The 12,827-nt window shown below is 59.0% G+C and carries 8 protein-coding genes, 1 tRNA gene and 3 rRNA genes; 3 read left to right on the top strand and 9 right to left on the bottom strand.

From position 1 onward, the window contains the following. Positions 1–47: 47 nt before the first annotated feature. The 5 genes from rrf to ACT2FV_RS17155 all read right to left on the bottom strand — a co-directional run bounded on the left by rrf (position 48) and on the right by ACT2FV_RS17155 (position 7,344). A 5S ribosomal RNA gene (gene rrf / locus ACT2FV_RS17135) occupies positions 48–160 on the bottom strand. A gap of 189 nt (positions 161–349) precedes the next feature. Beyond that, positions 350–3,231 (bottom strand): 23S ribosomal RNA (locus ACT2FV_RS17140). Between the two features lie 385 nt (positions 3,232–3,616). Further along, positions 3,617–5,149 (bottom strand): 16S ribosomal RNA (locus ACT2FV_RS17145). The 16S, 23S and 5S rRNA genes sit together here, the layout of an rRNA operon. Before the next feature lie 576 nt (positions 5,150–5,725). Beyond that, positions 5,726–6,259: a cytochrome b gene (locus ACT2FV_RS17150; protein WP_444504508.1), complete on the bottom strand. Its 534-nt coding sequence runs from the start codon at positions 6,257–6,259 to the stop codon at positions 5,726–5,728. Further along, on the bottom strand, positions 6,256–7,344 hold the full coding sequence (locus ACT2FV_RS17155; RefSeq protein WP_444504509.1) for a catalase family peroxidase: 1,089 nt from the start codon (positions 7,342–7,344) through the stop codon (positions 6,256–6,258). The genes ACT2FV_RS17150 and ACT2FV_RS17155 overlap by 4 nt, the downstream gene beginning before the upstream one ends. A 157-nt stretch (positions 7,345–7,501) precedes the next feature. On the opposite strand from ACT2FV_RS17155, the gene ACT2FV_RS17160 reads away from it, so the two are divergent. Both ACT2FV_RS17160 and ACT2FV_RS17165 read left to right on the top strand, forming a co-directional pair. Further along, on the top strand, positions 7,502–8,020 hold the full coding sequence (locus ACT2FV_RS17160; protein WP_124627827.1) for a sigma-70 family RNA polymerase sigma factor: 519 nt from the start codon (positions 7,502–7,504) through the stop codon (positions 8,018–8,020). Beyond that, positions 8,017–8,778, top strand: coding sequence for an anti-sigma factor family protein (locus tag ACT2FV_RS17165; RefSeq protein WP_444504510.1), 762 nt, complete (start codon positions 8,017–8,019; stop codon positions 8,776–8,778). Before ACT2FV_RS17160 ends, ACT2FV_RS17165 begins: the two co-directional genes overlap by 4 nt. A gap of 652 nt (positions 8,779–9,430) precedes the next feature. On the opposite strand, the gene ACT2FV_RS17170 is transcribed toward ACT2FV_RS17165, so the two are convergent. Beyond that, a complete protein-coding gene (locus ACT2FV_RS17170) occupies positions 9,431–9,637 on the bottom strand; it encodes a hypothetical protein (protein WP_444504511.1) in 207 nt (68 codons plus the stop codon). Between the two features lie 791 nt (positions 9,638–10,428). Next, positions 10,429–10,683, bottom strand: coding sequence for an EamA family transporter (locus tag ACT2FV_RS17175; RefSeq protein ID WP_444504512.1), 255 nt, complete (start codon positions 10,681–10,683; stop codon positions 10,429–10,431). 94 nt (positions 10,684–10,777) lie between these two features. Here ACT2FV_RS17175 and ACT2FV_RS17180 point away from each other — a divergent pair. After that, positions 10,778–10,854: transfer RNA gene (locus tag ACT2FV_RS17180), tRNA-Val, on the top strand. A 195-nt stretch (positions 10,855–11,049) separates the two neighbouring features. On the opposite strand, the gene ACT2FV_RS17185 is transcribed toward ACT2FV_RS17180, so the two are convergent. Together ACT2FV_RS17185 and ACT2FV_RS17190 are read right to left on the bottom strand one after the other, a co-directional pair. Then, positions 11,050–11,931 carry a sigma-70 family RNA polymerase sigma factor gene (locus ACT2FV_RS17185; protein WP_226118542.1) on the bottom strand — a complete coding sequence of 294 codons (882 nt, stop codon included), beginning with the start codon at positions 11,929–11,931 and terminating at the stop codon, positions 11,050–11,052. Then, positions 11,931–12,407 carry a carboxymuconolactone decarboxylase family protein gene (locus ACT2FV_RS17190; protein WP_059602222.1) on the bottom strand — a complete coding sequence of 159 codons (477 nt, stop codon included), beginning with the start codon at positions 12,405–12,407 and terminating at the stop codon, positions 11,931–11,933. Before ACT2FV_RS17190 ends, ACT2FV_RS17185 begins: the two co-directional genes overlap by 1 nt. Positions 12,408–12,827 lie beyond the last annotated feature (420 nt).

The following is a 12,827-nucleotide window of genomic DNA, read 5'->3' on the forward strand; positions in this document are numbered from 1 at the left end:
AAATGCAAAAACCCCCGCCTTTTGGGCGGGGGTTTCTGGCTTAGGGAGCCTGACGATTACCTACTTTCACACGGGAATCCGCACTATCATCGGCGTAGAGTCGTTTCACGGTCCTGTTCGGGATGGGAAGGGGTGGGACCGACTCGCTATGGTCATCAGGCAAAGAGGGTTGTTCTGCTGGCGTGGCCAACAGAACCAATCTTGGAAGAAGCAGTAATTTCGTTGGGTTGTGAGGTTGTATCTCACACATACGCGGTAGTTCAACCGCTGTACGTCGAGTGCCTTGCACTCGACGTTCGACATTCGTAAAGCGCTGAAGCGCTAACGACTGTCGAAACAGACTTGTTATAGGATCAAGCCTTACGGGCAATTAGTATCAGTTAGCTGAACGCATTACTGCGCTTACACACCTGACCTATCAACGTCCTGGTCTCGAACGACCCTTCAAGGGGATCTAGTCCCCAGGGATATCTCATCTTAAGGCGAGTTTCCCGCTTAGATGCTTTCAGCGGTTATCTCTTCCGAACATAGCTACCCGGCGATGCCACTGGCGTGACAACCGGTACACCAGAGGTTCGTCCACTCCGGTCCTCTCGTACTAGGAGCAGCCCCCTTCAAATATCCAACGCCCACGGCAGATAGGGACCAAACTGTCTCACGACGTTTTAAACCCAGCTCACGTACCTCTTTAAATGGCGAACAGCCATACCCTTGGGACCGGCTACAGCCCCAGGATGAGATGAGCCGACATCGAGGTGCCAAACACCGCCGTCGATATGAACTCTTGGGCGGTATCAGCCTGTTATCCCCAGAGTACCTTTTATCCGTTGAGCGATGGCCCTTCCATACAGAACCACCGGATCACTATGACCTGCTTTCGCACCTGCTCGACTTGTCGGTCTCGCAGTTAAGCACGCTTATGCCATTGCACTATCAGCACGATTTCCGACCGTACCTAGCGTACCTTCGTACTCCTCCGTTACGCTTTGGGAGGAGACCGCCCCAGTCAAACTGCCTACCATGCACTGTCCCCGACCCGGATCACGGGCCAAGGTTAGAACCTCAAACAAACCAGGGTGGTATTTCAAGGACGGCTCCACCGAAACTAGCGTTCCGGTTTCATAGCCTCCCACCTATCCTACACAGATCGGTTCAAAGTCCAATGCAAAGCTACAGTAAAGGTTCATGGGGTCTTTCCGTCTAGCCGCGGGTAGATTGCATCATCACAAACACTTCAACTTCGCTGAGTCTCGGGAGGAGACAGTGTGGCCATCGTTACGCCATTCGTGCAGGTCGGAACTTACCCGACAAGGAATTTCGCTACCTTAGGACCGTTATAGTTACGGCCGCCGTTTACCGGGACTTCAATCAAGAGCTTGCACCCCATCATTTAATCTTCCGGCACCGGGCAGGCGTCACACCCTATACGTCCACTTTCGTGTTTGCAGAGTGCTGTGTTTTTATTAAACAGTCGCAGCCACCAGTTTATTGCAACCCCTTCACCCTCCTGGCGCAGGCCAGTCAAGCTACAAGGGCGTACCTTATCCCGAAGTTACGGTACCAATTTGCCGAGTTCCTTCTCCCGAGTTCTCTCAAGCGCCTTAGAATACTCATCTCGCCCACCTGTGTCGGTTTGCGGTACGGTCATCGTTAGACTGAAGCTTAGAGGCTTTTCTTGGAACCACTTCCAATTGCTTCGCTCCCGAAGGAGCTCGCGCCACACCCTTGAATTGCGCACCCGGATTTGCCTAAGTGCCTTCTCCAATGCAGCGACCGGGACTTCCAACACCCGGACAACCTTCCGCGATCCGTCCCCCCATCGCATCTAACAATGGTGCAGGAATATTGACCTGCTTCCCATCAGCTACGCATTTCTGCCTCGCCTTAGGGGCCGACTCACCCTACGCCGATGAACGTTGCGTAGGAAACCTTGGGCTTACGGCGAGGGGGCCTTTCACCCCCTTTATCGCTACTCATGTCAGCATTCGCACTTCCGATACCTCCAGCACCCTTTACAAGGCACCTTCGCAGGCTTACGGAACGCTCTCCTACCATGCGAGCAAAGCTCGCATCCGCAGCTTCGGTATATAGCTTAGCCCCGTTACATCTTCCGCGCAGGACGACTCGATCAGTGAGCTATTACGCTTTCTTTAAAGGGTGGCTGCTTCTAAGCCAACCTCCTGACTGTTTTAGCCTTCCCACTTCGTTTCCCACTTAGCTATATTTGGGGACCTTAGCTGGCGGTCTGGGTTGTTTCCCTCTTGACACCGGACGTTAGCACCCGATGTCTGTCTCCCGTGATTGCACTCTTCGGTATTCGGAGTTTGCTATGGCGGGGTAATCTGCAATAGACCCCCCAACCATGACAGTGCTCTACCCCCGAAGGTGAGACACGAGGCACTACCTAAATAGTTTTCGGAGAGAACCAGCTATTTCCAAGTTTGTTTAGCCTTTCACCCCTATCCACAGCTCATCCCCTAACTTTTCAACGTTAGTGGGTTCGGACCTCCAGTACGTGTTACCGCACCTTCATCCTGGCCATGGATAGATCACTTGGTTTCGGGTCTACGCCCAGCAACTGAACGCCCTATTCGGACTCGCTTTCGCTACGCCTGCCCTATACGGTTAAGCTTGCTACTGAACGTAAGTCGCTGACCCATTATACAAAAGGTACGCCGTCACCCCTTTCGAGGCTCCGACTGTTTGTATGCATGCGGTTTCAGGATCTATTTCACTCCCCTCCCGGGGTTCTTTTCGCCTTTCCCTCACGGTACTGGTTCACTATCGGTCGATCACGAGTATTTAGCCTTGGAGGATGGTCCCCCCATCTTCAGACAGGATTTCACGTGTCCCGCCCTACTTGTCGCACACCTAGTTCTTTCATACTGTTTTCGCCTACAGGGCTATCACCTGCTATGGCCGCACTTTCCAGAGCGTTCGGCTAACAATACAAATAAAGAGTGCAAGGCTCATCCCATTTCGCTCGCCACTACTTTGGGAATCTCGGTTGATTTCTTTTCCTGCGGTTACTTAGATGTTTCAGTTCACCGCGTTCGCTTCGCATGACCTATGTATTCAGTCATGGATACTCCAAAAGGAGTGGGTTTCCCCATTCGGACATCTACGGATCAAAGCTCGTTTGCCAGCTCCCCGTAGCTTTTCGCAGGCTACCGCGTCCTTCATCGCCTGTGATCGCCAAGGCATCCACCACATGCACTTGTTCGCTTGACCCTATAACGAGTCTGTCTCGTTATAGGTTGAGTTCTCGCGTTGTGCCGTATTCCAAAATCGAGTCGAACATAGAGTTCGAATCATCTTGAGATACATCGATACAATCACAACCCGGATAGTTTCCACGTCCATCTCAAGACGCTTCTGCTATCCAAATTACTTACTTCTTCCAGATTGTTAAAGAACGACAGCCGATACTTTCGTACCGCTCTGACTGGCTCAATCGCCAATGAGAAAAACTCGAACCAAACTTCATTCGAATGTTTGTCATTGAGGATTATCGAAAGCGGCCGGCATTATAACCGATTAAACCGCTAACAGACAGTCTTTCTGTCTTTATCAACAGCCGATAAGCGTGAGCGCTCAATTTTGCGAGAAGCTCTGGAAAGGAGGTGATCCAGCCGCACCTTCCGATACGGCTACCTTGTTACGACTTCACCCCAGTCATGAATCCTACCGTGGTGACCGTCCTCCTTGCGGTTAGACTAGCCACTTCTGGTAAAACCCACTCCCATGGTGTGACGGGCGGTGTGTACAAGACCCGGGAACGTATTCACCGCGGCATGCTGATCCGCGATTACTAGCGATTCCAGCTTCATGCACTCGAGTTGCAGAGTGCAATCCGGACTACGATCGGTTTTCTGGGATTAGCTCCCCCTCGCGGGTTGGCAACCCTCTGTTCCGACCATTGTATGACGTGTGAAGCCCTACCCATAAGGGCCATGAGGACTTGACGTCATCCCCACCTTCCTCCGGTTTGTCACCGGCAGTCTCCTTAGAGTGCTCTTGCGTAGCAACTAAGGACAAGGGTTGCGCTCGTTGCGGGACTTAACCCAACATCTCACGACACGAGCTGACGACAGCCATGCAGCACCTGTGCGCCGGTTCTCTTTCGAGCACTCCCGCCTCTCAGCAGGATTCCGACCATGTCAAGGGTAGGTAAGGTTTTTCGCGTTGCATCGAATTAATCCACATCATCCACCGCTTGTGCGGGTCCCCGTCAATTCCTTTGAGTTTTAATCTTGCGACCGTACTCCCCAGGCGGTCAACTTCACGCGTTAGCTACGTTACTAAGGAAATGAATCCCCAACAACTAGTTGACATCGTTTAGGGCGTGGACTACCAGGGTATCTAATCCTGTTTGCTCCCCACGCTTTCGTGCATGAGCGTCAGTATTGGCCCAGGGGGCTGCCTTCGCCATCGGTATTCCTCCACATCTCTACGCATTTCACTGCTACACGTGGAATTCTACCCCCCTCTGCCATACTCTAGCTTGCCAGTCACCAATGCAGTTCCCAGGTTGAGCCCGGGGATTTCACATCGGTCTTAGCAAACCGCCTGCGCACGCTTTACGCCCAGTAATTCCGATTAACGCTTGCACCCTACGTATTACCGCGGCTGCTGGCACGTAGTTAGCCGGTGCTTATTCTTCCGGTACCGTCATCCCCCGGCTATATTAGAACCAAGGATTTCTTTCCGGACAAAAGTGCTTTACAACCCGAAGGCCTTCTTCACACACGCGGCATTGCTGGATCAGGCTTTCGCCCATTGTCCAAAATTCCCCACTGCTGCCTCCCGTAGGAGTCTGGGCCGTGTCTCAGTCCCAGTGTGGCTGGTCGTCCTCTCAGACCAGCTACTGATCGTCGCCTTGGTAGGCCTTTACCCCACCAACTAGCTAATCAGCCATCGGCCAACCCTATAGCGCGAGGCCCGAAGGTCCCCCGCTTTCATCCGTAGATCGTATGCGGTATTAATCCGGCTTTCGCCGGGCTATCCCCCACTACAGGACATGTTCCGATGTATTACTCACCCGTTCGCCACTCGCCACCAGGTGCAAGCACCCGTGCTGCCGTTCGACTTGCATGTGTAAGGCATGCCGCCAGCGTTCAATCTGAGCCAGGATCAAACTCTTCAGTTTAAACCTGTTACTGTTTTCGGTTCTTTCGAACCGGTCGCTCACTCAAAGCTGACAGGAATATGAATCACTTCATAAACCTGACTTACTTTAGTGTGAGACTCTTGATACTTTCGCTATCTGATCCGAAGATCAGCTCGCTTCCATCAAGCGCCCACACTTATCGGCTGTTAATTTTTAAAGAGCATTTCTGCGAGAAACCTGAAGTTTCTCAGCAGCGCTGCGTTTTCAGCAGCAGAGAAGCGAGATTATGAACCGTCTTTTTCAGTCAGTCAACAACTTTTTGAACTGCTTCGTTGCGGCGACTGCGGTTTAATTTCGTGTGCACTGGAGTCGCTACAACCGATCCCAACCGCACCGCTTCCCTTCTTCCTCCGCGCTGCGTTTCCGTTAGCGCGAAAGAGGCGTGATTCTATGCACCTGCCCCGGTCTCCGCAAGCACTTTGTGAAAATATTTTTACAAGCGGGCCCGGGACCGTCGAGCCGCCCCCCACGGGTGGCCACGGAAGCCGCTCGACTCGATCCGGGCGAGATAGCGTTTGAGCGACCTCGCCCGCATCGAGCGTAACGCTGCGTCGCTCACCTCCCCACCATCGCCCTCACCACCCCATCCCGCCGAATCAACCCGTGATACAGCGCCGCCGCAAAGTGTGCGAGGAACGTCACGAAGAACAGGTAAGCCAACACCCGGTGCGCAACCCTGAGCCAGGCAAACGTCACCGCGTCGGCCGAGACCAGCGCCGGCAACTGCACGCCGCCACCCAGCGTCACCGGATACCCGCCCGCCGACAGCATCGCCCATCCGATCAGCGGCATCGCCAGCATCAGCGCGTACAGCGCGATATGCGACCCATGCGCGGCAAGCTTCTGCCACCAGGGCAGATCCTCGGGCAATGCGGGCGGTTTCGACACGAACCGCACCACGATCCGCACGCAAACCAGCACCAGCACGGCAATCCCCAGCGGCTTGTGCAACGCCACCAGGAAATCGTGCCGCCCGGAAACCGACGCCACCATCCCCACCCCGATGAACAGCATCGCGACGATCATCGCGGCCATCACCCAATGCAGCAGCCTCGCCGGCAAGCTAAACGTCGTCGTAGCCTTCATCATCGTCCCTCCGCACTCAGTCGCGCCGCGCCGGCCACGCCGGCCTCTTCACTCGTCCGGCGCAGATACGAATCCGCATACGCCGCGGACCGCGCCGCCAGCAACGGATCCCCCGACACCTGAATTCCCTGCGGCAGCACCGTCGGGTCGTAATTCACGTCCCGGCACGGCCCGCTGTCCTGCGGCTCCACGCGATCGAGCACGAGCGTCCCCGCGTCGATCGTCGTCCGCTGCGCGGGCCAGGCCTTCGTCGCGTCGTCCACCGGGTCGCCGGGCTCGGCCAGCGTGACCAGCAGCTTCCACTTCTGCGCACCGTCCGCGATGCGCCGCGTCAGGTCCTGCTGCAACACGTTCGGATCCGCGGCCGTCGCGACGTCGCCGGCGCCCGTCATCTGCTCCGGCACGACGCGCCACCGCACCGCCTGGCGCTTGCCGGCAGCATCGACGAAGTAGAACGCGTTCAATCCGTAATAGCTTTCGGTGACGTAGCTCGCGCTCGGCTTCGCACCCTTCACCCATGCGCGGAACGCTGCCGTCTCCGGATGCGCGCCGAAAAACGCCTTCACCTTCGCCGGATCGGGCTTGCCCGTCGCCGGATCCGGCCGGGTCGCCAGCAACTGCGCGTAGAACGCCTTCGGCGTCGCCACCGGAAACACAGGCATCGCGTTCATCCCGGTCCGCCATTGCTGGCCGTCCGGTGCGGTGAGCTTCAGCGCGAGGCTGCGGATCGGCACGCTGCTGTCGGGCGCATACGGATTCCCGCCCGGCAGCGCGAAGCGCCCGACCACCGGCGTGCGCACCGCCTTGAAGAACGGCGCGACCGAATACGCGCTCGCGGCGCCGTTGCCTTCGAAGTAACCGGTCACGCACACGCCCTTCGCGTGATTGCGCCGGAAGCCTGGATGCTCGCCGCCGGCCGTCTGCAGCGCGTCGACGAGCCGGTGCGGGGTCAGACGCGCCGGCGCAAGCCAGCCGCCGACATACCCGAACGCCACGGCCACGCCGGCCACCGCGCCGCCGATCACGGCCCAGCGCCACCACCCGCGCCCGGGTTCGCTCGGCGGCGAAGAAGAGGAAGATTGCTTCATGGATGCACTCCCGATCGTCTGATCATTGTCGAACGCGTGTAGGACGCCACCCGCGCCGCTTTATTCCATGAAGAAATTTTTCGTATGCTGACGGAATAAGCGACGCCGACCGGCGTCCTACGCGGCATCTCCACGCTTATCGGCTCGCGCCCCGGCCATGCCCTCAAACGCCCCCGACGACGACGCATTGCGCGAACTCATCCCCAGGCTGCGACGCTTCGCGCTCTGGCTGGCGCGCGACGTCCACGCCGCCGACGATCTCGTCCAGTCGACGCTCGAGCGCGCGCTGTCGCGCTGGGCAAGCCGCCGCGACGACGCGTCGTTGCGCAGCTGGCTCTTCACGATCCTTTACCGGCAGTTTCTCGACGGCAAACGCAGCGCGAAGCGCTACGCATGGCTGCTCGGCCGCATTCGCGACGACGACGAAGCGCACTGGCCGTCCGCCGAACGTGAGGTGGCCGCACGCGCGACGCTCGAGGCGTTCGGCCGGCTCTCCGACGAGCAGCGCAGCCTGCTGCTGCTCGTCGCGGTCGAGGGCTTCACGTATCAGGAAGTCGCCGACCTGCTCGGCGTGCCGATCGGCACCGTGATGTCGCGACTCTCCCGCGCACGCCAGGCGCTGCGCCAGCTCAGCGACGGGGAACTTCCCGCTCCTTCTCTCCGCGTGATGAAATGAACCACCTCCGTCCCGACGAACATGATCTCCAGGCCTATGTCGACGGCCAGCTCGACGACGACGCGCGCGCCGCGGTCGAGCGATATCTCGCGCTGCATCCGGAGCGTGCGGAACAGGTAAGGCAATGGCAGCAGGATGCGCAACGATTGCGGGCCGCGCTCGAGAGCGTGCGGATGCCCGGTCACAATCCTGAGCTCGATCCAGCTGCGATTCGGGCGAAGCGTGTGGAGCGCTCGCGGATGCGATTCGCGATGGCGGCTTCGTTCGTGTTCTGTATCGGGCTGGGGACGTTTGGCGGGTGGCAGGCGCATGGATGGAACGCGCCGCCTCCGATCGCGCCGATGAGCGATGCGGTCGAGGCTTACCGGATGATGGTCGTCGATCAAGCCGCGAAGGTGGATTTTCGGCCAACCCGTGCGGGAGATTTGCAAGGGTGGCTCACCAGACGCGTCGGCGCGTCGGCGCGGCTGCCGGATTTGAGTGCGGCCGGGTTCAGGCCGGTTGGCGGGCGGCTGTTTACGACGGACAGCGGAGCCACTGCCGCGATGGTGCTCTATGAGGACGATGCCGGGCGGACACTGAGCTTCTATCTCCGGCCGGCGGAATCGAAACACCGGCTGCTGTCGGCCGGGCAACGCGTGGATGGGCCGTTGCTCGCGCGGTACGGGTCGGTGAACGGGCTCAATTTCGCGGTGGTCGGGCCGGCCGGAAGCCTCGCGGAGAAAGCGATCGCGCAGGCGCTCGATCAGCAGACTTGAGCGGTACGACGCGCGCGCGGCTGGTGATCGGTGGGCGGCCGTCGACGCCCCGAATGATGCGGCTTCTGACTTGAGCGTGCTTACTGTCACCACTCGCTTGCACAGCGTTTCGACTGACTTTCGCGGTTTGTTGTCCACACCGAAACAACACCGGCACCCTCGCCCTTTTGGAATCACAGGGTTTCGAGTCGCTGCGGAACGGGATATCCACATCAATCATGTCGACACCGCGCGCGGTCATCGGTCGACTCGCTCATCTTCGGCCTGCACAGTGTTTCGGATTGTTTTGGCGTGCAATATCCACAACCGCAAGGTACCGCGAACATCTGAACCGAATTCGATTACCTTATCCGTCGAGCGCACAGGCCTTCGAGTGATTTGACTTCTCGATATCCACAAGGCATCCACGACGACGGACCGCACCAGCACCGTCCGCATCGTCTGCTCTGTTCCGGCAAAGCCCTGCCAGACAAGACATTCGGGCTAACGTTGCCGTCTTCAGGCCGAGCAGCGTCGCGATATCGAGCTGGACGGAACCCCGATTGACCTTGTCGAAATTCAACCTGGTCATCTCTCTCCCCGAGGCACTCGTCCTCCTACCCTTCTTCCTGCCTTGCAATCAATTCCCTCAGGCATTCAGCACAAGTTGCCGTCAATTACCCGATAGCGGATTCCACCGACTCGTCATCGTCGAACCGATAGACGCCGCCCCCTCATGCTTCCCGCCCAACGCCAGAATTTTCGTCTCTTCGGATTCGAGCATGTAGCCCGGAAATTCGATTTCATCACGCACCAGCGTCGATGGCACGACCCGGTGCCCACTCTTGCCGTTGCTACGATCGTTGACGAGATCGGACACGGCCCGAGTCACGAGCTCACCTCCGACATGTCCGTGGTATGAACAATTCACCAGCGGCATCATTTCACCTTTGCCTTGAAACCCAGCTTTCCGAGATACCTCATCTGACCCAAGGGTCCCGCGGAACATGGCGTGCCGACTCGATAGCGATGATGGTAGTACAGGTGAGCATCCACCTCCGAGACCGGCCTTCAGCGCTCGCGTTTCTCTGACCAGCTAATCAGGCGTTGCGGGATCCGGAAGACCCTGCGCCGCGTCGTGACGTCCGTCATGTCGCACGACGATGACGTGATTGTCATAACGGATCCTCGTACAACCGCGGCCACATCGGCCATGAGCCCCGGTACGCGGCCAGCAATATCCACCACCAGCGGTTCATCGACGAGGCCTGTCGAGAACCTGGCGACTTTACAGATGCGAGCGTTCGGGCTGGTCACTGGCTTCGACTTCGCGTGATTCATCCACCGCGCGCAGTGCATATCCTTCCCGGATCACAGTCGACGGACTGTGCTTATCCAAAGGTGTTAACAGGGTTCGTATATATACGTAGTGATAGTTAACAAGCCCACCGCTCCACAGTGGATAACTTCCGTAACACCATGAATTTTCAACATGAAGCAGAATGCATAACCACAGGTGATGCACAGGAAAATCGCTGTGCATCACAGAACAACTTTCCGCCGATTCACAGCCGCGGCGACATATCCTCAATCGTTCCACTGTGAATCCAGAGGCTTGCCCGACGGTTATCCATAGCGCGCTGTGGATAAGTTGCGGCGCCGGTCCGCCCGCTATCGAACCATGGCAATCAGATACAGCCCGCCGAGGATCATGGCGACGCCTCCCCATTGCGCGTACGACACACGCTCGCCGAAGAACAAGATTCCAGCCAGAAAGACGAGCACGAACGTGAGCACGGTAAACGGATATACGACGGTGAGCCCGGCCTTGCTCAACGCGAAGATCCAGAGCACCGTGCCCGCGCCGTAGCAAAGCAGCCCGCAGTGGGGATCAACCCGGATGCGATCGCAATTCGCTTCGCGCACGGTGCGCCGCCCATGCGCGCCATGCTCGATCGAATAAATTTCACAAAAGGGACTTGCGCACCTCCAAAACCCTCTCTATAATTCGCGGCTTCTTAGGCTCGTAGCTCAGTTGGTTAGAGCACCACCTTGACATGGTGGGGGTCGTTGGTTCGAATCCAATCGAGCCTACCAACGAACAAAAGAAGGGGTCTGGCAGCACGCATTGCCTACAGGCAATCCGGCTCGCCAACATACAAACGCCACGCGGCAACATCGCGTGGCGTTTTTCTTTTTGCGGCACGAAATCGTGCATGCCTGGGCGATGCGTCGTGCGGCAAGCAGCGGGTAATCGGCAAGGCAGGGCGTAGAGCACCCGCTCGTCGAGCATCAATGCAGATGCTTCAACTTGTCAGGATTCCGCACGACATAGATCGCGACGATTTTCCCGTCTTCGATCTCGAGCGCCGTGGTCTGCAGCTCGCCGTCGGCCTCCAGCGTGACGAAACCCGGCAACCCGTTGATGAACCCGGCCCGCACGAGCTTCGACGCATGCGTGGCGAACAGTTCGGCCAGGTATGCGTGAACCTTCATCACGCGCTCGAAGCCGAACACCGGCTTGCCCGCGGCCGCGCGCTTGCCGCCGCCGTCCGAATGCAGGCTCACGTCCTCGGCGAGCATCGCGCCGAGCGCGCGCATGTCGCCGCTGCGTGACGCCGCGAAGAACGCCTCGGCCAGTTCAATTCCGCGCTGCTTCTCGACATGAAACCGCGGCCGCGCCTCGCGCACATGCGTGCGCGCCCGCGCGGCGAGCTGCCGGCATGCGGCCGGGTCACGCTGGATCGTCGTCGCGATCTCGTCGAACTCGAGGCCGAACACGTCGTGCAGCAAAAACGCCGCACGTTCGAGCGGCGACAGCCGTTCGAGCGCGAGCATCAGCGGCAGCGTGACGTCCTCCTGTTCATCCTCCTCGACGACTGGCTCCGGCAGCCACGGGCCGATATAGGTCTCGCGCTGGTGCCGTGCGGACTTCAGCTGATCGAGGCACATGCGCATCACCATGCGGCGCAGGAACGCCTCGGGCACGCGCACCTCCGTGCGATCGACGCCCATCCAGCGGATGAACGCCTCCTGCACCATGTCCTCGGCGTCCGCGACGGAACCGAGCATCCGGTACGCGACGCGGATCAGCGTGCGACGCAGCGGATCGAAGCTCGCCGCTGCGTCGGCCCGGTCTTCGGCGCTGCCCGCGGCCGGATCGAGGCTGGTCATCAGGCCACCATCTTCGCGGCAGCGGCTTTCGCTTCAGCCGGATCGATCCACAGCCCGAAGCCGACGGCCAGCCGGTTCCAGCCGTTGATCACGTTGATCATCACCGTGAGTTTCACCTGCTCCTCCTGGCTGAAGTGGTCGTTGAGCGCCGCATACGCGGCTTCGTGCGCGCCATGGCCCTCCGACAGCCGCGTGAGCGCGTCGGTCCAGCCGAGCGCCGCGCGTTCGCGGTCGGTGTAGCAGGGCGCTTCGCGCCACGCGGCCAGCAGATTGATGCGCTGCTCGGTCTCGCCTTGCTCGCGGGCCTCGACGGTGTGCATGTTAAGGCAGTTCGCACACGCGTTGATCTGCGACGCGCGGATCTTGACCAGCTCGATCAGCGTCGGCTCGAGGCTCCCGGCAGCGGCGACCGATACGGCCATCCAGTTCTTCATCAGCGCGGGGGCGGCGGCGAACGGATTGAGTTTCGCAGTCATGGTTCCTTCTCCTTTCGTGTGGGTTCCGGCGATATGACGAGCGAGGCCCCCGCGCGTGTGACATCGGCGCGAAAAATTTTTCAAAAGCCGGGAAGCGCACGGAGGGCAGGGCAGTCGAACATCGCACCGACGGCCGTGATGCCAGCGTGCGGATCGGGGCCGATATCGACCGCATGGCGCCGTTGCGCCGGTGAACGCGGGTCGTCGACCTTTCATGCGTGCCGCGCGACTGTCACGAGGCGGCGGTAATGCCGACGCGCAGGCATGCCCATTGCGATCGCCTGCCGGGCCCCGCCATCACGGGCATCGACGGTTCGCCAACGTCGCCGCTCGAAGCGCGAGTGCTTTCATTTGTCTTTCGCACTTGTTTCGCCCGAAATCCGATTCGCGACGTTCACATTTCTGGCCCATACTGTTCTG

This window comes from Burkholderia sp. PR2 (genome assembly GCF_052372875.1).
Lineage (GTDB): Bacteria > Pseudomonadota > Gammaproteobacteria > Burkholderiales > Burkholderiaceae > Burkholderia > Burkholderia diffusa.